This is a genomic window from Mesorhizobium montanum (assembly GCF_033977145.1).
In the GTDB taxonomy this organism is placed as follows: Bacteria; Pseudomonadota; Alphaproteobacteria; order Rhizobiales; family Rhizobiaceae; genus Mesorhizobium; species Mesorhizobium montanum.
Window position 1 is genome coordinate 30,876 of the sequence record NZ_JAVIJF010000030.1, and the last position, 19,093, is coordinate 49,968.

A 19,093-nucleotide genomic window follows, 5' to 3' on the forward strand; every position below is an offset into this window, starting at 1 on the left:
CAAACAGAGCTGGAAGAGCGCCGACTGGCGCTCAGCCCTCGCCCGACAGATCCCGCCGCGCCTTGTCGAGTTCTTCGGCGTAGCGGCGCATCAGATGGCTTTCGGTGAGCAGGCCGAGAACGATGCGCTCGTCGAAGTCCTCGACCACCGCCAGCTCTTCGGCCCCAGTGCGCTGGAAGGTCTCGGCGGCGGTCTGGACGTTCATCGACGGCACCAGCACAGCGTCCTTGAACTGGGCGAGCGCGCTTACCGGGGTGGCGCCATCGGAAAGATCGCTGTGCAGTTCCGGCACTAGCAGCATGCCGACATATTGGTCGGCCTGTTCGACAGCGATGACGCGCTGCCCGGAGCCGAGCGGGATTTCCTTGCGGAATTCGGAGAGCGTGGTCGAGGCCGGAATGGTGCGGACATCCTTGCGCATCATCGAGCCGACGGTGAGGCTGCGCATCCAGCCGACGTCATGGGCGCTGCGGATCGTCTCGCCGCGCAGATGGAAGCGCCAGGTCGAGAAGGAGTAGCCGAAGGTCTCGCGAACCAGGATCGCCGACATGATCGAGGCCGCCAGCACCACGCCGGTGAGCGTCAGGTCGCGGGTGGATTCCAGCGCCAGGAACGTCATCGTCAGCGGACCGCCGACGACGCCGACCGCAAGCGAGGTCATGCCGACGACGGCGGCGATCGCGGGGTCGATGCCCGCCGACGGCGCGGTCAGCGCCATGACGCCGGCAAAGACCTTACCGAGCAGCGCCCCCAGGAACAGCGAGGCGAAGAACAGCCCGCCGCGGAAACCGGAGCCGAGCGAGATGGCGGAGGCCGCCAGCTTCATCACGAAGACGCTCGCCACCACCGGAAGCGCGTAATTCATGGCGAACTCGCGATGCAGCGCGCCATGGCCGCTGGAGAGCACTTGCGGCGTGACCAGCCCGAGCAGACCGACAAGGATGCCGCCGATGAACGGCCGGACCGACGCGTCGATCGCCAACCGTTCGAAAAGGCGCTCGACAATGCTCACCAGCTGCATGATCGCTATCGAGGCTGCGCCACCGAGCAGGCCCAGCAGGAGGAACGGCACATACTCGCTGGCGGTCAGCGTCGGCAGACCTGAAAGCTCCAGCGGGAACGGCACGCCGCCGAACACTTCCGCCGTCAGCGAGGCTGCGATCGCCGCCGCCATCACCGGTGCCACATTGGCGACGGAGTAGATGCCGATGACCAGCTCGAAACCATAGAAGGCGCCGGTCAGTGGCGCGTCGAAGGCGGCCGAGATCGCGCCGGCAGCACCGCAGCCGACCAGCATGCGGACGTCGTTGCGGCGCAGGCGGAACGCGCGCGCCAGCCGAGAGGCGAAGCCGGAGCCGATCTGCGTATAGCCGGCCTCCAATCCGACCGAGGCGCCGAAGCCGCTCGAAATCATCGTCTGCACCACGATGATGAAGGTGTCGGTGAGCGACATGCGCCCGCCATAAAGCGCGTTGGCCTCGATCGGATCGACCGGGGTGCGGAATTTGCGCTTTCGCAGCCAGATCACGGAAAGGCCGAGCAGCAGGCCGCCGATTGCCGGGAACATCGCCTGCACAGGATCGGCAAGCGAGAACATTGCCGAAAGCCGGCCGCCCGGCTGCACGTCGAACAGCAGGTAGTGCATGCCTTGCACCAGTGCGCTCATGCCGGTGACCAGCGCGCCCGCGATCACGCCGACCATGCCCGCCATCAAAACGATCACGATGCCGCGCGCCTCGAGCACGGGGATCGAGCTGATCAGCACCGCGCGAAGCCGGCGGGCGTAGACTTGTGGGTCGTTTCTGGCAGGCAACGGAGCGGCTCGCCGGTATGCGAAAGATAAATAACTGCCGTGCCTGATACGCGCGGCGGCTTTGCGTGGCAATCGCAATGCCGACCGCTTGTGGCGCCATTTTGGCGTTGCGCGAAATAACGTTACGGAAGGCTTGTCGCCGCGACCAAGGAGACAGACTTAGTCAGGTACAGCGATGGTCAGCGGGACCACGGCAACGCCAAGCAGCCCGGCGATGATCGCGGCGACACCGAGCAGCGTAAGGCTTCGCGGAGAAACGTCCTCGATCATGACAGCAACTCCTTCGCTCACTCGGCCAGGCGAAAGCCGGCGTGCCAGCCGAGCTCGCTGACAATCTTGTCGGTCGTGACGTGGCCATTCGGCTCCGCAACGTTGAATGCGCCCTGCGCTCCGCGTTCGACCGCAAGCAGCGCGGCATAGGCGGCGGCATCGACATGCACCGCGGGATCGGCCCCAGTCTCCGTGCCGGTGCCTGGCCCGTAGAGATGGCCGTAACGCAGCACGATGCCGGTGATCGGCCAGGCGCTCAGCACATGCCGCTCGAGAGCGATGACGCCGCCGACGCTGACGGCTCGGCCGCCTTCGGCGCCGCTGTCCAGCGCATCAGTCTCGGCATGCGGCTCGGATCCCGGCGCGTAGGCCCAGGCGATGCTTTGCGCGATCAGCCGCCTCGCGCCGGCGGCCTTCGCCGCCTCGACGAGGTTGCGGGTTCCTTCATCGCGAATGCGGGCGTTTCGTACGATCGCCTCGGCCATCCGCGACGGGTCGAGCCCGGCCGGCAGATCGGTAAGCTGGTGGATGACGATTTCCGGCTTTGCTGCCACCACCGCTGCGCGCAGCGCGCTCGCATCGAACACGTCGACCGCCACCGGATCGGCGCCAAGCGTGCGCAGTTCTTCTGTTTTAGCCGCCTGGCGTGTCGTCGCCGTCACCTGATGGCCGGCTGCCAGCACTTGCGGAACCAACCGGCGGCCGATCGCGCCGGAGGCACCGGCAAGAAAAATACGATAGCCCATCGTCTTTCGCTCCTCGCCGCGATAATATCAGTGTACGAACAACATATAAGAGCCCTGATATTATGAGCAAGGGTAATCCGTCCATTCCGTCTGCCGGTGAAGGCAAGCGCGGCGAGCAAGGCTATCTGGGCTATCTGCTGCGTCAGGCGGCCGGCGCCTACCGGCTGAGGGTGGAACGGGCGCTGGACGAGTTCGGCGTGACGCAGGCGCAGTTCGCGGCACTGACCATGGTTTCGGCCTATCCCGGAATATCCAACGCCGATCTGGCCCGGCTGGCGGTGCTGACGCCGCAGACGGTGAGCGTGATTGTCGGCAATCTTGAAAAAGCCGGTTCCCTCATCCGTCGGCCGCATGCGGTCCATGGCCGCATCCAGCATCTCGACCTCAGCGACAGCGGCCGCGCCTTGCTGAAGAAATGCCGGGAACGCGTGTACAGGCTCGAAGCTGAACTGACCGCCGGCCTCTCCGCCGAGGAGGAACGCGCCGTGCGGCGCTGGCTGGTCGCCGTCGCGACCGCGGATACGGCACAGGCCTGAGAGCCGGCGTTTTCAGGTCGGCGCGCCGCCGTCCGTCTCGTAAAGCGTAAGCTTGCGGTCGCCGATGCCGAGCTCTGCCCAGCTCGCGCGCCATTGCGCGATATGCGCAGACTTGAAATGCGCTTCGAGCGCGGCGCGGTCGCTCCAGGCTTCCGAAACATGGATGAGCCCGGCATCCAACACATCCTGCGCATAGGAATAGCCGAGGCAGCCCGGCTCGGCGCGGCTCGCTAATATCATTCGTTGCATCGCCGGCTTTGCCTGTTCGAGCCTGCCGGGCGGCAGCCGAACCGTGCCGATGATCAGGAGCATGCGACTTTCCTTTCGCTGATGCATCGAAACAAAGACTTGAAGCGCGTCGCCTGAATCATTTCACCCCGACGCGCTTTGAGGCCGGATGAGGTTGCGTAGCCAACCTCCCACTTTCGCGCAAGCTTGGAGGGCTACGGTCAAGGGCCTGCCCTGTGTTTGGCGGCTCTTGATTTGAGGACGACATGGCGATCAGCGAAACACTCCCGTCGGGCCTTGCGGTCAAGAACGGCCGCGACGTCTTCTTCGCGCTGGGCATCGTCTTCATCCTGGCGGTGCTGTTCCTGCCGATCCCCGCCTTCCTCATCGATATGGGTCTGGCCTTCTCGATCGCGCTCTCGGTGCTGATCCTGATGGTGGCGCTGTGGATCCAGCGGCCGCTCGACTTCTCGTCCTTTCCGACCGTGCTGCTCATCGCAACCATGCTGCGGCTGTCGCTCAACATCGCCACCACGCGCATGATCCTGTCGCACGGCAATGAGGGCACGCATGCCGCGGGCTATGTCATTTCCGGCTTCTCGAAGCTGGTGATGTCGAGCGACTTCGTCATCGGCCTTATCGTCTTCATGATCCTGATCGTGGTGAACTTCATCGTCATCACCAAGGGCGCCACCCGTATCGCCGAAGTCGGCGCGCGCTTCACCCTCGACGCTATCCCCGGCAAGCAGATGTCGATCGACGCCGACCTCTCCGCCGGCATGATCGACGACAAGACCGCGCAGCTGCGCCGCCGCGAGCTGGAGGAAGAATCCTCCTTCTTCGGCTCGATGGACGGCGCCTCGAAATTCGTGCGCGGCGACGCCATCGCCGGCTTGATCATCACCGCCATCAACATCGTCGGCGGCATCGCCATCGGCTATCTGCGCCACGGCATGGGCCTCGGCCAGGCGGCCGACGTCTTCATCAAACTGTCGGTCGGCGACGGTCTCGTCACTCAGATCCCGGCCCTCATCGTCTCGCTCGCCGCCGGCATGCTCGTTTCCAAGGGCGGCACGCGCGGCTCCACCAACCAGGCGGTGTTCGGCCAGCTCGGAGCGCATCCGCGCGCGCTCTATGTCGCGTCCTCGCTGCTGGTCATCCTCGGCCTGATGCCCGGCCTGCCGCTGTTCCCGTTCTTCGCGCTCGCCGGCGCCATGGCAAGCCTCGGTTACATCATCCCGTTGCGCCAGAACCGCGAGCTTGCCGCCGCCGAAGCCCTGAAAACCCAAGAGAAGGCGAACAAGGTCGAGGAGGAAAAGAACTCGGTCAAGGCCTCGCTGGTCACTGCCGAGATCGAGCTTCTGATCGGCAAGCAGCTCTCGACCAGGCTGATGGTGGCGCACCAGGAACTGGTGTTTCGCATGTCGAAGATGCGCAAGAAATTCGCCCAGCAATACGGCTTCGTGGTGCCGGAAATACGCGTCGCCGACGACTTCGCCATCCCGCCGAAGAGCTATCAGATCAAGGTGCACGGCACGGTGGTCGCCGAGTACCAGATGCGCGTCGGCGAGATCATGGTGCTGCTCGGCACGCGCGGCGTGCCGGAAATCCCCGGCGAGGAAATCCGCGAGCCGGCCTTCGGCATGCGCGCCTATTCCGTGTTGGAAACCTTCGCCGAGGATCTGAAGCGCGAGAACTTCACCTTCGCCGACAACATGTCGGTGCTGCTCACGCATCTTTCCGAGGTGATCCGCAACAACCTGCCGCAGCTTCTGTCCTACAAGGACATGAAGGCGCTGCTGGAGCGGCTCGACCCGGAATACCGCAAGCTCGCCGACGAGATCTGCACCTCGCATATCTCCTATCCCGGCCTGCAGGCCGTGCTGAAGCTGCTGCTTGCCGAGCGCGTCTCGATCCGCAACCTGCATCTGATCATCGAGGCCATCGCCGAGATCGCGCCGCATGTGCGCCGCACCGAGCAGATCGTCGAGCATGTGCGCATCCGCATGGCGCAGCAGATCTGCGGCGACCTGTCCGAGGGCGGCATGCTCAAGGTGCTGCGCCTCGGCAACCGCTGGGATCTCGCCTTCCACCAGAGCCTCAAGCGCGACGCCAAGGGCGAGGTGCGCGAGTTCGACATCGATCCGCGTCAGCTCGAGGAATTCGGCCAGGACGCCACCAAGGCGATCCGCAAGCATCTCGAGGCCGGCGAGCGCTTCGTGCTGGTCACCGCGCCCGACGCGCGTCCCTATGTGCGCATGATCATCGAGCGGCTTTTTACCACGCTGCCGGTGCTCAGCCATGTCGAGATCGCCAAGGGCGTCGAGATCAAAGTGCTCGGAACGATCTCGTGAACGCGCTCTCGCAGGGCGTCGTCATCGCCGCCTTCCTCGCCTTCTGCCGCATCGGCGCCTGCTTCATGCTGATGCCCGGCCTGTCGAGCGCCCGCGTGCCGCTGCAGATCAGGCTGTTCGTCTCGCTCGCCGCCACCGGCGGCCTGCTCGCCTTCCTGTGGGACCGCATCTACCCGTTCGTCGATCCGCGCCCGCAGATCCTGGCGCCGATGATCGTCTCCGAGCTGCTGGTCGGCGGGCTGATCGGCGCCATGACGAGGCTTTACATGGAAGCGCTGCGCTTCATGGGCTCGGCCATCGCCATGCTGATCGGCTATGGCGGCTCGGGCGGACCGGCGATCGAGGAGCCTGAGCCGCAGGCAGCGCTTGCCGCCATCATCTCGTTCTCGGCGCTGCTTCTGCTTTTCGTCTTCGACTTCGACCACGAGATCATCAAGGCGCTGGTCGCCTCCTACACGGTCGCCCCGGTCAACGTGTTCTTCAATCCGCAGGCCGCCCTCGTCGACGTCACCGACACGGTATCGGACGCCTTCTTCCTGGTCATCCGCCTGGGCAGCCCCTTCATCGCCTATGCCATCCTGGTCAATTTGACGATCGGCTTCGTCAACAAGCTGACGCCGCAGATTCCGGTCTATTTCATCTCGCTGCCCTTCGTCATCGCCGGCGGCATGATCATCTTCTATTTCGCCGTCGGCACCTTGCTGTCGCTGTTCGTCGACGGCTTCGTCGATCTCACGCTGGCGAGATAGGCGCCATGACCACGCGCAAGGACCGCCTGAAGAAACTGGTCAGGGTGCAGGAGCAGTTGAAGGCGCTGCACGAAACGCGCCATGCCGGCTTTCTCGCCGCCGCCGTCAAGGCGGAAGCGGAGGCCAAGGAACTGATCGAGCATTTCGACACCGACAATTCGCTGGCCGGCCTGTTTCCCGCGCTCTACCACCGGCGTATCACCGACGCGCTCGGCAAGCAGAAACAGAACCTCGAGAACGCCCGCCAGGAGGCGTCGCTGATCGCCACCGCGACGGCGCGTACCAACATGGTCGAGCGCGCCTACAAGGACGTTCGCCGCCGCGACGAGCGCGAGCGCTCCGACCGCGAGCGGCTCGACCTCATCACGCAGAAGCGAATCTCCGACGGCTGATCGCCGCAAGCCTGCCACAAGCTTGTTGAGTCATTGTGCAACTAACAAAACCCGGCAAAAAGGCAGTGCTTTCTTGGCGATATCTCCCCCCAGCGACATCGTGATGGACGTCGCCCGCGCTGCGGAGCCGGCCGATCTCGAGGCCGCGCGGGCAGCACTCCTGAAGCGGGCGGGCGGTGCGCCGGGCGCGTTCTCCGTCGATCCATCCGCCACGGTCGATGCCGGCTCCGTGCTCTCGCGCGCTACGGCCGACAAGGCGGAAGCCGTTAATCCGGCGAAGAAGTTCCAGCGCTTCGAGGCGATGGTGCTGACGACCTTCATCCAGAACATGATGCCCAAGGACACCGAAGGCGTTTACGGCAAGGGCCTGGCCGGCGACATGTGGAAATCGCAGCTCGCCGAAAAGGTAGCCGATGTCATGGCCGCGCATGGCGGCATCGGCATCGCCAAATCGATGCTGGCCGATCATTATCTCGACGGCAAGCACAAGGTGCCGATCGGTCCGGTTGCCGGGGGGCCGCAGAAAACCGAGATCGACCAACAGACCAGGCTATCGACCTCGATGCTCGAGGAGCTTGAGCGCAAAGCCGCACGGTCGATGACCGGCGACGACACAACCATAAAAACGGATATCAAGATCTAGGGACCTACATGGCCGACCAAACGGACCTTTCCAACCTTCCCGCGCGGACCAACGCAATGGAAGCGCCCGCCGCCGCACGACCCGGCAACCTCGCCGCCATCATCGGCCGCATCGAGGAAGCCGTGGACGAGGAGACCGCCGGCATCCGCAGCGGAACAGCCTATGACCTCAAGGCCTCCAACGCGCGCAAGAGCCGGTATCTCTACGAGCTGAACCGCGCCATGAAAGGCGCCAACGAGATCGAATTCCTCGAGCAGCATCGCGAAGGCCTGCTGCGGCTGCGCCAGAAACTGGCGAAGAACGAGGCGGCGATCCTAGCACATCTCAACGCCGTCAACGAGGTTGCCACGCTTCTGCGGAACGCCATCCAACGCGCCGATGCCGATGGTACCTATTCGGCGAGCGAATTCGGAATGGCGCGGGCCTGATGAGATGATCAAGGCGCAAGGACGGACCCGGTGATCAAGTTCATCGCCGCCGCGCTGTGGATTTGCGCCGTGACGCTTGGCGCGGTTTTCTATTCCTTCCAGGCGGCCGGTCAGCGCGGCGTGGGCGAACCGCCGAAGCCGATGCTGGGCGGCCTCGACTATGTCAAGACCGACATGATCTCGGTGCCGCTGCTGCGCGACGGCAGGATCGAGGGCTATTTCCTCACTAAGCTCGTCTACACGGTGGAGCCGGACCAGATAAAGAAGCTGTCGATCCCGGCGCAGGCGCTGATGACCGACCAGGTCTATTCCTATCTCTATTCCAACCCGCAGATCGATTTCACCAAGAAGGAATCGATCGATCTCGACGCCTTCCGCAAGTCGATCCACGACACCATCAACACCCGTGTCGGCGTCGAGCTGGTGCACGAGGTGCTGATCGACCAGGTCAACTTCCTCTCCAAGGACGATATCCGCGACAACGCGCTTCGCCGCCGCAAGAATGCCGGCGAAACCGCGGCGGCGATGACCAAGCCTTTCCAGGCACATTGATTGCCCCCCAAGGGGTGGTGCCGGCGACAACCGCTTGCCCGTGATGCGAGATGACGCATGGTGACCGCGTTGACGTTAACGTCAACTCGAAGCTATATGCGCCGGTGACAGGCGACCGCGCGCAGGCGCGGCGCGCCTACCTCGCCCAGCGGCTCGACAAGCCGGTGCGCGTCAACGCAACCAACGAGGAGAACCGCCATGGGCGTTCAGGAGATTGCCGACAAGATCAAGTCGCGCGTGGCAAGCGCGGGCTTCGAGCATTCGGTCAAGTTCGACACCGGCAGCGACGGCGTCATCGTCATCGACGGCGCGACCGTCACGACCGCCGACGCGCCGACCGACTGCACGATCAAGCTCTCGCTCGATGATCTGGAGCAGTTGATTGCCGGCGACCTCAACCCGACCATGGCCTTCATGGCCGGCAAGCTGAAGGTCGAAGGCGACATGACGGTCGCCATGGCGCTCGGCCAGTTGCTCGGCTGATCATTCGCAAAAAACAACGCCGCTCACCGGGCGGCGTTGTTTTTTGTCGAACAGTAGGCGTCAGGCGACGAACTCCAGCGCCTGTCCCTTGAGCTTGCGGCCGACGGCCTTGATCGTGCCCTTTGCGCCGTCCAGCGCGCCGTCCTTCAACTCCAGCGCCAAGAGCCGGTGCCGCTCATAGGGGCCAGGCATGGCAAGCGTTCCGGTGCGGTCGGCCGAAAAGCCGAACCGCCCGTAATAGGGCACATCGCCGACAAGCAGGATCGCGCCGTGGCCGAGCCGTGCGGCTTCGGCAAGCGCGTGCCGCATCAGCGCCGAGCCGATGCCGCCGCTCTTCAATCCCGGCTCGACCGCGAGCGGGCCGAGCAGGAGCGCCGGACCGCCCTCGCCCAGCCTCACATCCCAAAGCCGCACCGTGCCGACGACCACGCCCGACGCGTCGCGGGCGACAAAGGCCAGGCCTTCCGAAGGCCGGCGGCCGCGCCGCAGCTTCTCGGACGACTTCGTCTTGCGCTTCGGCCCCATGGCGCGGTCGAGCAGCGCTTCACGCGCCGCGAGATCGCCGGCGCCTTCGCCAACGACGACGAAGGCCGGCGCCTGGGCGGCCCCCTCGCCCGGCGCGCCGCGCGAGCCAGCCTGTGCCCAAAGGGCCAGGGAGGGCACGAACGCATTTTCAGGCGAAGTGGAAACCGGTTCGCCGTAAGAAAATGCGCCAAGAAGCGCTGCCGTGAAGCTATTCTCCCCCGCGGAGAAAAGCTCAGCCGACGGTCCGGACGAGGGGGCAATTTCGGTGGCCGCGACGGCCGATTTGATCAGGTATTCCATGTCCGCGATCCTTCACGAGCGGAGATCTGTTCCACAAGCGAGCCCGGGCGGATGACAGGCACCCACTCGGGTTGATCTGAGCGGTTTCTTGCGAACTGCTCAGATCACGTAGGATCGGAGGGGCTCGAAGCCGTTGAACGCGACCGCCGAATAGGTGGTCGTGTAGGCTCCGGTGCCTTCGATCAGAACCTCGTCGCCGATGGTCAGCGACAAAGGCAGCGGATAAGGCGTCTTCTCATACATCACGTCGGCCGAATCGCAGGTCGGGCCGGCGAGCACGCAAGGCGCGGTCTCGGAGCCGTCATGGCGCGTGACGATCGGATAGCGGATCGCCTCGTCCATGGTCTCGGCGAGGCCGCCGAACTTGCCGATGTCGAGGAACACCCAGCGCACATTGTCGTTGTCGGCCTTCTTGGAGATCAGCACGACTTCCGACTTGATGACGCCGGCATTGCCGACCATGCCGCGGCCCGGCTCGATGATCGTCTCGGGCAGCGCGTTGCCGAAATGCTTGCGCAGCGCCGAAAAGATCGCCTGGCCATAGGCCTGAGCTGCCGGCACGTCCTTCAGGTAACGGGTCGGGAAACCGCCGCCCATGTTGACCATCTTCAGGAAGATGCCTTCGTCGGCGAGCGTCGCGAACACCTTCTTGGCGTCGCCCAGCGCACGGTCCCAGGCCGACAGATCGGTCTGCTGCGAGCCGACATGGAACGACACGCCATAGGCGTCGAGGCCAAGGCCCTTGGCATGGCGCAGCACGTCGACGGCCATCGCAGGCACGCAGCCGAATTTGCGCGACAGTGGCCACTCGGCGCCCTCGCCGTCGGTCAGCACGCGGCAGAACACGCGCGAGCCGGGGGCGGCGCGGGCGATCTTCTCGACCTCCTCGACGCAGTCGACCGCGAACAGGCGGATGCCGAGTTGGAAGGCGCGTGCGATATCACGCTCCTTCTTGATGGTGTTGCCGAAGGAAATGCGGTCCGCGGGCGCGCCAGCGTCCATCGCCATCTCGACTTCGGCAACCGATGCGGTGTCGAAGGACGAGCCCATCGCAGCAAGCAGGCGCAGGATTTCCGGCGCCGGGTTTGCTTTCACCGCATAATAGATCTTGGAATCGGGCAACGCCTTCTCGAAGGCGCGGAAATTGTCGCGCACGACATCGAGGTCGACGACGAGGCAGGGGCCGTTCGGACGTCGGGTGGCGAGGAAGTCAAGGATGCGCTGGGTAGCCATCGGGGTCTCTCCATAAACGCCTTTCGGCGCGCAATAAGGCTGCGGGACGCGGGCTGTCGGCTTCGCGGACGCGTGGTGGACAAAGGCGGGACGTCAAATTCATGGGACCAGCCGGTGGAGACCCCGGAACCATGAAATGCCGTCTCGCGGCGATGAACCTTGGCCTTGCCCGGCCTCGGTTCGCTTTGTCTGCCTTGGCTTGGATGGGAAACCCGTCCGCACTGCCGGCAATGAAGGTGTGCCTCTTTAGTAACCCCGGTCTTTGGACAACCGGAAGAGAACCAGAAAGGCCCGCACCGTCGTTGCTTCAAGGTGTCCTCGGGCTGGCGGTTGGCCGCTAGACCGACTGGAGGGGTTGGCTCCAGTTACCTTACCGATTGCCCTCACCATTCGAGGATCGGCGGACACCCACAGGCACGTGCGACTTTGGGCAAGCGCGATATAGGAGCGAAGAGTTTCACAATCAATAAAAATCGTAGGCGCAGGTTGTAAAATTTCTGGCATCGAACAATGTTTGTCGGACCGTATCCGGAAATCGAACGATGCCAGGAACTCAAGGGCCGCTCAATGCCTTCCTCGATCTGCGCCAAATGCCTGTGGCGAATGCGGAATTAGGCCCGCTCGCCGGCCTGCGCCTTGCCGTCAAGGATATCTACGACGTCGCCGGCTACCGCACCGGCTGCGGCAACCCGCAAAGGTTCGCGGAGGCGCATGCCGCCTCGCGCACGGCCGAAGCGGTGCAGACGATTCTCGATGCCGGCGCGCGATTCGTCGGCAAGACCCAGACAGACGAGTTGGCCTTCTCGTTGTTCGGCCAGAATTCGCATTTCCCGTTTCCGGTCAATCCCGCGGCGCCCGAGCGCGTCACCGGCGGCTCCTCCTCCGGCTCGGCGGCCGCGATAGCCGGCGGGCTGGCGAACATCGCCACCGGTTCCGACACCGGTGGTTCGATCCGCGCGCCGGCGAGTTTCTGCGGCCTGATCGGACTGCGCACCACGCACGGCCGCATCCCACTCGACGGGACGATGAAGCTGGCATCGAGCTTCGATACTTTCGGCTGGTTCGCCGACGACATCGAGACCTATGAGACGGTCGGCAAGCTTTTGCTCGGCCGCGATTCGCACCAGCACCCGCTGAACCGGCCGCTGTCTATCCGCTGGCTCGACGCCTTCGTCACCGGCCCGACGGAAGCCGCGGAATATGCGCGCATGAAGGCGCTTGCCGCGTCCGTGATCGGCCAGCCGGCGGAGACCGAATACGCCTTCGCCTCGTTCCCCGACGAACTTTACTGGTGCTTTCGCCGCCTGCAGGCCTTCGAGGCCTGGCGCGAGCATGGCGACTGGATCTCGGCCGGTGGCCGCCTTGGCCCCGGCGTTGCGGAACGCTTCGGCTTCGGTCGCACCATCGATGCCAAAACTGCCGCCAGCGAGGCGGCGCGGCGGCTGGCTTTCCGCGCCGAGTTCGGGGCGATGCTCGGCAACAACGGCTTTCTGGTCCTGCCCACCGTTCCCGGCGCAGCACCGCTCGCTTCGAGCACGCCGGAACAGTTCCAGGCCTATCGCAAAAGAGCATTGCAGCTGCTGTGCCTCTCCGGCCTTTCGGGCTTTCCGCAGATCACCTTGCCGATCGGCTCCGTCGATGGCGCGCCCTTCGGCCTGTCGCTTCTGGGCCCTTCCGGCAGCGACGTTGCCCTGATACGGCTCGGCCGCAAGATTCTCGACGCGGCACGAAAGGTCTGACCATGGATACATTGACCCGCATGCGGGCCTTCATCGACGTGGTCGAGGCCGAGGGCTTTTCGGCCGCGGCGCGCAAGATCGGCCGCTCAAAGGCGCTGCTGTCGAAATATGTGCGCGAGTTGGAGGACGAGCTCGGCGCGCTGCTTCTGAACCGCACCACGCGCCAGTTCTCGCTGACCGAAGCCGGCCACACCTATTATCAGCGGGCGTCGGAAATCGTGCGCGAGGTCGACAACCTCGCCGAGGCGGTGCGCCAGTCTTCCGGCGACGTTCGCGGCAGGATCAAGCTGTCGGCCGCCCGCACCTTCGCCGACGCGCCGATCGGTCAGTCGTTGATCGACTTTACCAGGCAGCACCCCGACATCGTGCTCGACATCCATCTCGACGACCGGTTCGTCGATCTGGTCGAGGAAGGTTTCGACCTTGCGGTGCGCATCTCGCGGCTGGAGAACTCCTCGCTGATCGCCAGGCGGCTGGCGCCGTTCTCTGTCAGGCTTTGCGCATCGCCGGAGCTGATCGCCAAGCATGGTGCGCCGACGCGCCCGCAGGACCTCGCCAACATGCCCTGCATCGTCGACACCAATGGCCGTTCGCTGGCCAACTGGCGCTTCAAGGGTGAGGGCGAAGAGTCCATCAGCGTCGCCGTTTCGGGGCCGATCGAGGTCAACAGCCCGATCGTGGCAAGGGTAGCCGCGGTCTCCGGCCTGGGCTTCGCCATGCTGCCGGATTTCATCGCCGCCCCCGACATCGCATCCGGCAAGCTGGTCAGCGCGCTCGACGATCGCCTCCTGGCGGGCACCGGCATCTTCGCCGTCTACCCGCACCGCCGCTATCTGCCGGCCAAGGTGCGGGTCTTGGTCGATTTTTTGGTGCACTGGTTCAGGACGCGCGATACCGTCTGATGCATGTCGCGGAGACCTATGCAGCGGTATGCATCAAAGGAAAGCTGAGGCGCGTCCCAATTTCGCCGGCTTTCTGTTAACTCTCGGGCTCGCCCCCTAGGGCAATTCCAGGAAAAGTGCATAGCGGTTTTCCGCCCGGAATTGCGCAAAAACAAATAGTTAGAGCGGTTCAGCGATTCCATGAAATGCTGAACCGCTCTATGTCAATGGAATCGCGGCCCGGAATGCATCTGAAACGGCAAGCAACCATGCTGGCTTCGGCCCTTGCGGCCACATTTGCCGTCGTCGGGCCGGCCGAGGTGCACCCGCATGTCTTCGCCGAAGCTCGCCTCGACGTCATCCTGAGCCAGGATCACCAAAGTGTGACGGCGCTGCGCCACCTTTGGCGCTTCGACGACCTGTTTTCGAGTACAGTGATGATGGAATTCGACAAGAACTCCGATCTGAAACTTGACGACAAAGAGCTCAAGGAAGTGGCCGACACCGTCCATTCCTCGCTGGCCGAGTTCAACTACTTCCAGCTCGTCACCCAGAACGGCAAGGACGTCCCGATGGTCCCGCCGCCGCACCTGATGGCGAACTTCGACAACGACCAGCTGATCATCCTGTTCGAATCGCAGCCGAAGACACCGATCAAGCTGACCGGCAAGATCGACATCGGCGTCTATGATCCGACCTTCTATACGGCGATCGACTTTACCGACGACGCCAACCTGACCATCGAAGGCCTGCCCTCGACCTGCACCAGGAAGGTCATCCGTCCGGATCCGGACGAGGCGATCAAGGAAAACCAGAAGACCCTGACGGACGCGTTCTTCAATGATCCGACAGGCACCGACATGAGCAAGATCTTCGCCACCAAGCTCGAGTTGAACTGCCCGCCGGAAGGATAATTTGGTGATGAAACCGTCGCTGCGCGCAAGCAGGTTCCGCAAAAGTGTCCCACGGTTTTGCGATCGGAAACTGCGACAAGCAAGGGAATCTAAGCGGATATTCGTGGGGCATCCCACGAATATCCGCTTAGCGCTCGGCCTGTTGGCCACCACCCTGGTGATCACCCATTTGCCTGTCGTCGCGCATGCGCAAAGCTCGCTCGGCATCGGCACCAATGACGGCATGGCGCCGACCACCACGGGCCCGTTCGCCCACATCCTGATGTGGATCAATCTGCGCCAGCAGGAATTCTACCATTCGCTGGCGGCCGCAATGAAGGCGATGCGCCAGGACGGCAGCAAGCTCTGGGTGCTGATCGGGCTGTCATTCGCCTATGGCATCTTCCACGCCGCCGGTCCCGGCCACGGCAAGGCGGTGATCTCTTCCTATATGGTGGCCAATGAGGTGGCGCTGAAACGCGGCGTCATGCTCTCCTTCGTCTCGGCGCTGCTGCAGGGCCTGACGGCGGTCGTCGTCATGATGCTTGCCTATTTCGTGCTGCGCGGCACCGCGATCTCGATGACCGATGCGGCCTGGTTCCTGGAAATCTCGAGCTATGTGCTGGTGACGCTGTTCGGCGCCTGGCTGCTCTGGCGCAAGCTTGGTCCGTCGATCCTGCGCCTGTTGGGCAGAACCCCCGCCTACAGCCTGTCGGCCGCCCATGCCGGCCATTCGCATGGCGGGCATTCCCATGCCGGGCACGCGCGCGCTCATGCGCATTCGCACGCGCACGGTCAGGATCATGGCTCGCATGACCACCACCATCACTCCGCACATGACCACGCTCACGCCGACCACGAGCATGGCCTGGACGAAGTCTGCGAGACCTGCGGCCATTCGCATGCGCCGGACCCGGCAATGCTTTCGGGCGACCGCTTCGACTGGCGCACGGCCTGGTCGGCGGTGGCCGCCGTCGGCATCCGCCCCTGCTCCGGCGCGCTGATCGTGCTGAGCTTCGCGCTGCTCAACGGGCTGTGGGTAGGCGGTCTGCTTTCGGTGCTGGCGATGTCGATCGGCACCGCGATCACCGTCTCGGCCTTAGCGACAGTCGCGGTGCTGGCGAAGAACTGGGCGGTCTATTTCGCCGGCGAAGGACGCATCGGCGACCGCATCCATTCGATCGTCGAGATCGGCGGCGCGGCCTTCATCTTCGTGGTCGGTCTGCTGCTGTTGTCGGCCAGCTTGTCGGGCGGTGCCTGAAGTCTCTCAAACCTGTCAGGCGATCTTTCCGCCCAACTCATCATCGATATGAGCCTGGATGATCTCGTCGAAATTGCTTTCGGCGGCAAAGCCGAGTTCCCTCGCCCGCCTTGCCTCGAACCGAGTCGGCCAACCCTTGACGATCGCCCATACGGTCTCGTCGGGCTGCTCGCGGATCAAGCTCACCGCCTTCGCCCCGGCAATGCGTTCCAGCGCCTCGATCTGCTCGCCGACTGTGACGGCGACGCCAGGCATTGTGAGGTTGCGGCGTGGGCCGACCGCTTGACCGTCGATCTCGGCCGCATGGACAAGGAAATTGACCGCCGAGCGCGGGCTGGCATGGGTGTGCAGCACCGAGCGCGGCACCGGCAGGATCGCTTCCTGGCCGCTCAGCGGCTCGCGGATGATGCCGGAGAAGAAGCTCGACGCCGCCTTGTTGGGTTTGCCCGGGCGCACGCAGATCGTCGGCAGGCGGATGCCGATGCCGTCGAAGAAGCCGCGTCGCGTATAGTCGGCAAGCAGCGCTTCGCTCATCTGCTTCTGCGTGCCGTATGAGGTGAGCGGCGTCGGATGGAATTCGTCCGGGATGACGTCTGGGAACGGCGCGCCGAACACGGCGATCGATGAGGTGAAGACAAGGCGCGGTGCAAACGCCGCCAGCCGCACGGCGTCGAACAGTGCGCGCGTGCCGTCGAGATTGACCCGGTAGCCGAGATCGAAATTGGCCTCCGCCTCGCCCGACACGATGCCGGCCAGATGGAAGATCACATCCGGACGGGAGGCTACGAGCGCAGCCATGGCGCCGGGTGTCGAAAGGTCGCCGGTGTGGATCGAGACATCGACGCCCGCGAGCGCCGGCGCCTGCGGCGCCACGATGTCATGCAGGTCGAGCGCCGTTATTTTCTGCCCACGCAAAGCGCCGTCCTTGGCCAGCCGCGCGATAAGCTTGCGGCCGACCATTCCGGCTGTACCCGTGATCAGTATTCTCATCTTCAGAGACCTTTCTTGCGCTGGCTGCGTCCGCGCAGCCATAGGACGACGAACAGCCCGACCATGAAGATCACGGCGATGATTGCCGCCAGGACTGTCGATACCTTGCCCGCGGCCAGCATAATGGTCGGCAGGAAATAAGCGGCGAGACCGAACACGAGCAGTATCACAGCAGCGGCGGTCGCAGCGTTGCGTGTGTCACTATCCATCGGCAGGCATTCCTCGTTCGAGGCCGTTCGGCTTCATCGTCGCGGCGTGATCAGTGATAGTGTCGGCGATCGCGCGGCGCATCATGCGCGTGGTCGTGATCATGGTGGTGGTCATGCTCGTCATGGCTGTCTGCGCATTGGCCGAATTCGGGCTCGACCGTGGCATGCTCGATGCCATGCTTGACAGCAAGCCGTTTCTTGATGGCGCTCACCGCCACATGCGGATCGACGCCGTCATTCAGGCAGGCATGCAGCGTCGCCATGTTGGAGGTGCCGTCAAGCGACCAGACATGCATATGATGCACCTCGCGCACGCCCTTGACCGCGCCTTCGATATCTTTGGCGATCACGTCGCGGTCGAGGCTTGCCGGCACGCCCTCGAGCAGGACATGCGCCGCCGCGCGCATCAAAGACCAGGCCGTCGTCAGGATGAGGAGCGACACCAGCACCGACAGGATCGGGTCGATCGGCGTCCACCCCGTCGTCAGGATGATGACGGCGGCGACAATTGCCGCGGCCGAGCCCAGCAGGTCGCCCAGCACATGCAGGATGGCGCCGCGCATGTTGAGGCTCTCGCGGTCGCCGCCATGCAGCACGAAGAAAGAGGCGATATTGACCAGGAGGCCGGCCACCGCCACCACCAGCATCGGCCCGCCAAGCACGGGAGCCGGATGCATCAACCGTCCCCAGGCTTCGTAGACGATCCAGAGCGCGATGACGAAGATGGCGATGCCGTTGGTGTAGGCGACCAGCGTCTTCACGCGGGCGAAGCCGTAGGTCAGACGGCCGGTGGCCGGACGCCCCGTCAAATGGAAGGCGTACCAGGCAAGTCCGAGCGCGATTGCGTCGGCAAGCATGTGTCCGGCGTCGGCGACCAGCGCCAGCGATCCGGTCAGCCAGCCGCCCAGCGCCTCGGCGACCATGAAGCCCGCGGTCAGGCAGGTGGCGACCAGCACCCGCTTCTTATCGGTCGAGCCATGCACATCGCCGGGACCATGGCTATGACCGGCGGAGCCGTGGTCATGCGAACCGTGGTCATGCGCCATCGCCAAACTCCTGTCTGCCGACCATGGTCCCGAGAGCCGGTTTGCCGGTTCTCAGGATCATGATCTACGCGCCGAACTCGGCGCGAAAATCCTCGAGCCGCCGCTTCTGGCCGCCCTCGCCATCGAAATTCGCCGGATCGAGCCATGCCTCATACGCCTTGCGCAGTGCCGGCCATTCCTTGTCGATGATCGAATACCACGCCGTATCGCGGTTTTCACCCTTGACCACAAGATGCTGGCGGAAGATGCCTTCGAACTTGAAGCCGAAGCGCTCGGCCGCGCGTTTCGACGGCTCGTTGCGGTTGTTGCACTTCCACTCGTAGCGGCGGTAGCCGAGATCGTCGAAGAGATATTTCGCAAACAGGAACTGCGCCTCGGTCGCTGCCGGCTTGCGCGAGATCAGTGGCCCCCAATAGATGTTGCCGATTTCGCCGACGCCGTTGTTGGCGTCGATGCGCATCAGCGTCTGGCGCCCGGCGATCTTGCCGCTCGCCTTGTCGATGACGGTGAAGAACAGCGGATCCTCGCTCGCTTCGGCCTTGTCCAGCCATGGCTGGAAGGCGGCGCGGGTATCCGGCGGATAGTCGGGCAGCCAGGTGAAACGCCCACCGGCATCCGAAACCGAAGAGGCCTCGTAGAGGCCGTCGCCATGCTTTGCCGCGCTCAGCGGCTCGAGCCTGACGGTGCGTCCCTCGATCGCCTTGCGTTCCGGCCGCGGGCGCGGCTGCCAATTCTTCAGATCTTGCGACACCGACCACTCCAATCCGTTTGACTTTTACCAGCGGACGGTCACAAAAACGCTCGCTCACAGAAAGAACCACA

General features: G+C 64.2%; 21 protein-coding genes. 12 read left to right on the forward strand and 9 right to left on the reverse strand.

Features of this window, described 5'->3' with window-relative positions; translation table 11 throughout:
- Positions 1–31: 31 nt before the first annotated feature.
- Positions 32–1,813, reverse strand: coding sequence for a chloride channel protein (locus RFM68_RS30210; protein WP_320236629.1), 1,782 nt, complete (start codon positions 1,811–1,813; stop codon positions 32–34).
- A gap of 287 nt (positions 1,814–2,100) precedes the next feature.
- The gene (locus RFM68_RS30215; RefSeq protein WP_320236630.1) at positions 2,101–2,829 is read right to left on the reverse strand and encodes an NAD-dependent epimerase/dehydratase family protein; all 729 of its coding nucleotides are present in this window, start codon (positions 2,827–2,829) and stop codon (positions 2,101–2,103) included.
- 62 nt (positions 2,830–2,891) lie between these two features.
- Here RFM68_RS30215 and RFM68_RS30220 point away from each other — a divergent pair, with 62 nt between their 5' ends.
- Positions 2,892–3,365, forward strand: a complete 474-nt coding sequence (locus tag RFM68_RS30220) for a MarR family winged helix-turn-helix transcriptional regulator (protein WP_320236631.1) — start codon at positions 2,892–2,894, stop codon at positions 3,363–3,365.
- 12 nt (positions 3,366–3,377) lie between these two features.
- Here the strand turns inward: RFM68_RS30220 and RFM68_RS30225 are convergent, their stop codons facing one another.
- Positions 3,378–3,677, reverse strand: coding sequence for a putative quinol monooxygenase (locus RFM68_RS30225; RefSeq protein WP_320236632.1), 300 nt, complete (start codon positions 3,675–3,677; stop codon positions 3,378–3,380).
- Positions 3,678–3,859: 182 nt separating this feature from the next.
- Here RFM68_RS30225 and flhA point away from each other — a divergent pair, with 182 nt between their 5' ends.
- From flhA to RFM68_RS30260, 7 genes are all read left to right on the forward strand, one after another.
- Positions 3,860–5,947 (forward strand): flagellar biosynthesis protein FlhA, encoded by a 2,088-nt coding sequence (gene flhA / locus RFM68_RS30230; RefSeq protein ID WP_320236633.1) that lies wholly within the window; start codon positions 3,860–3,862, stop codon positions 5,945–5,947.
- Positions 5,944–6,696 carry a flagellar biosynthetic protein FliR gene (gene fliR / locus RFM68_RS30235; protein ID WP_320236634.1) on the forward strand — a complete coding sequence of 251 codons (753 nt, stop codon included), beginning with the start codon at positions 5,944–5,946 and terminating at the stop codon, positions 6,694–6,696. The genes flhA and fliR overlap by 4 nt, the downstream gene beginning before the upstream one ends.
- 5 nt (positions 6,697–6,701) lie before the next feature.
- On the forward strand, positions 6,702–7,088 hold the full coding sequence (locus RFM68_RS30240) for a hypothetical protein (RefSeq protein ID WP_320236635.1): 387 nt from the start codon (positions 6,702–6,704) through the stop codon (positions 7,086–7,088).
- Positions 7,089–7,161: 73 nt separating this feature from the next.
- On the forward strand, positions 7,162–7,731 hold the full coding sequence (locus RFM68_RS30245) for a rod-binding protein (protein WP_320236636.1): 570 nt from the start codon (positions 7,162–7,164) through the stop codon (positions 7,729–7,731).
- 8 nt (positions 7,732–7,739) lie between these two features.
- A complete protein-coding gene (locus RFM68_RS30250; RefSeq protein WP_320236637.1) occupies positions 7,740–8,159 on the forward strand; it encodes a hypothetical protein in 420 nt (139 codons plus the stop codon).
- A 30-nt stretch (positions 8,160–8,189) separates the two neighbouring features.
- Entirely contained in the window at positions 8,190–8,711 is a 522-nt protein-coding gene (locus RFM68_RS30255; protein ID WP_320236638.1) for a hypothetical protein, read from the forward strand.
- Positions 8,712–8,909: 198 nt separating this feature from the next.
- A complete protein-coding gene (locus tag RFM68_RS30260; RefSeq protein ID WP_320236639.1) occupies positions 8,910–9,194 on the forward strand; it encodes an SCP2 sterol-binding domain-containing protein in 285 nt (94 codons plus the stop codon).
- Positions 9,195–9,254: 60 nt separating this feature from the next.
- On the opposite strand, the gene RFM68_RS30265 is transcribed toward RFM68_RS30260, so the two are convergent.
- Entirely contained in the window at positions 9,255–9,848 is a 594-nt protein-coding gene (locus tag RFM68_RS30265; protein ID WP_320236677.1) for a GNAT family N-acetyltransferase, read from the reverse strand.
- A 270-nt stretch (positions 9,849–10,118) separates the two neighbouring features.
- Complete coding sequence (odc2, locus tag RFM68_RS30270) at positions 10,119–11,252, reverse strand: ornithine/lysine decarboxylase (protein ID WP_320236640.1); 1,134 nt, start codon at positions 11,250–11,252, stop codon at positions 10,119–10,121.
- Between the two features lie 542 nt (positions 11,253–11,794).
- Between odc2 and RFM68_RS30275 the strand changes: the two genes are divergently transcribed.
- The 4 genes from RFM68_RS30275 to RFM68_RS30290 all read left to right on the forward strand — a co-directional run bounded on the left by RFM68_RS30275 (position 11,795) and on the right by RFM68_RS30290 (position 16,026).
- Entirely contained in the window at positions 11,795–12,991 is a 1,197-nt protein-coding gene (locus tag RFM68_RS30275; protein ID WP_320236642.1) for an amidase, read from the forward strand.
- Between the two features lie 2 nt (positions 12,992–12,993).
- The gene (locus RFM68_RS30280) at positions 12,994–13,893 is read left to right on the forward strand and encodes a LysR family transcriptional regulator (RefSeq protein ID WP_320236643.1); all 900 of its coding nucleotides are present in this window, start codon (positions 12,994–12,996) and stop codon (positions 13,891–13,893) included.
- Between the two features lie 224 nt (positions 13,894–14,117).
- Positions 14,118–14,786: a DUF1007 family protein gene (locus RFM68_RS30285; protein WP_320236644.1), complete on the forward strand. Its 669-nt coding sequence runs from the start codon at positions 14,118–14,120 to the stop codon at positions 14,784–14,786.
- Between the two features lie 103 nt (positions 14,787–14,889).
- Positions 14,890–16,026: a nickel/cobalt transporter gene (locus RFM68_RS30290; RefSeq protein WP_320236645.1), complete on the forward strand. Its 1,137-nt coding sequence runs from the start codon at positions 14,890–14,892 to the stop codon at positions 16,024–16,026.
- 15 nt (positions 16,027–16,041) lie between these two features.
- On the opposite strand, the gene denD is transcribed toward RFM68_RS30290, so the two are convergent.
- From denD to RFM68_RS30310, 4 genes are all read right to left on the reverse strand, one after another.
- Positions 16,042–17,016, reverse strand: a complete 975-nt coding sequence (denD, locus tag RFM68_RS30295) for a D-erythronate dehydrogenase (protein ID WP_320236646.1) — start codon at positions 17,014–17,016, stop codon at positions 16,042–16,044.
- Between the two features lie 2 nt (positions 17,017–17,018).
- On the reverse strand, positions 17,019–17,225 hold the full coding sequence (locus tag RFM68_RS30300; RefSeq protein ID WP_320236647.1) for a hypothetical protein: 207 nt from the start codon (positions 17,223–17,225) through the stop codon (positions 17,019–17,021).
- Positions 17,226–17,275: 50 nt separating this feature from the next.
- The gene (locus tag RFM68_RS30305; RefSeq protein WP_320236648.1) at positions 17,276–18,271 is read right to left on the reverse strand and encodes a cation diffusion facilitator family transporter; all 996 of its coding nucleotides are present in this window, start codon (positions 18,269–18,271) and stop codon (positions 17,276–17,278) included.
- A gap of 64 nt (positions 18,272–18,335) precedes the next feature.
- The gene (locus RFM68_RS30310) at positions 18,336–19,022 is read right to left on the reverse strand and encodes a GNAT family N-acetyltransferase (RefSeq protein ID WP_320236649.1); all 687 of its coding nucleotides are present in this window, start codon (positions 19,020–19,022) and stop codon (positions 18,336–18,338) included.
- Positions 19,023–19,093 lie beyond the last annotated feature (71 nt).

Excerpts from the sequence above, each read along its gene's own strand:
- RFM68_RS30300 (WP_320236647.1), bottom strand. The coding sequence starts at position 17,225 with ATGGATAGTGACACACGCAACGCTGCGACCGCCGCTGCTGTGATACTG.
- RFM68_RS30215 (WP_320236630.1), bottom strand. The coding sequence starts at position 2,829 with ATGGGCTATCGTATTTTTCTTGCCGGTGCCTCCGGCGCGATCGGCCGC.
- RFM68_RS30285 (WP_320236644.1), top strand. The coding sequence starts at position 14,118 with ATGCATCTGAAACGGCAAGCAACCATGCTGGCTTCGGCCCTTGCGGCC.
- denD (WP_320236646.1), bottom strand. The coding sequence starts at position 17,016 with ATGAGAATACTGATCACGGGTACAGCCGGAATGGTCGGCCGCAAGCTT.
- RFM68_RS30305 (WP_320236648.1), bottom strand. The coding sequence starts at position 18,271 with ATGGCGCATGACCACGGTTCGCATGACCACGGCTCCGCCGGTCATAGC.
- RFM68_RS30280 (WP_320236643.1), top strand. The coding sequence starts at position 12,994 with ATGGATACATTGACCCGCATGCGGGCCTTCATCGACGTGGTCGAGGCC.
- flhA (WP_320236633.1), top strand. The coding sequence starts at position 3,860 with ATGGCGATCAGCGAAACACTCCCGTCGGGCCTTGCGGTCAAGAACGGC.
- RFM68_RS30240 (WP_320236635.1), top strand. The coding sequence starts at position 6,702 with ATGACCACGCGCAAGGACCGCCTGAAGAAACTGGTCAGGGTGCAGGAG.
- RFM68_RS30250 (WP_320236637.1), top strand. The coding sequence starts at position 7,740 with ATGGCCGACCAAACGGACCTTTCCAACCTTCCCGCGCGGACCAACGCA.
- RFM68_RS30260 (WP_320236639.1), top strand. The coding sequence starts at position 8,910 with ATGGGCGTTCAGGAGATTGCCGACAAGATCAAGTCGCGCGTGGCAAGC.
- RFM68_RS30275 (WP_320236642.1), top strand. The coding sequence starts at position 11,795 with ATGCCAGGAACTCAAGGGCCGCTCAATGCCTTCCTCGATCTGCGCCAA.
- RFM68_RS30220 (WP_320236631.1), top strand. The coding sequence starts at position 2,892 with ATGAGCAAGGGTAATCCGTCCATTCCGTCTGCCGGTGAAGGCAAGCGC.
- odc2 (WP_320236640.1), bottom strand. The coding sequence starts at position 11,252 with ATGGCTACCCAGCGCATCCTTGACTTCCTCGCCACCCGACGTCCGAAC.
- RFM68_RS30225 (WP_320236632.1), bottom strand. The coding sequence starts at position 3,677 with ATGCTCCTGATCATCGGCACGGTTCGGCTGCCGCCCGGCAGGCTCGAA.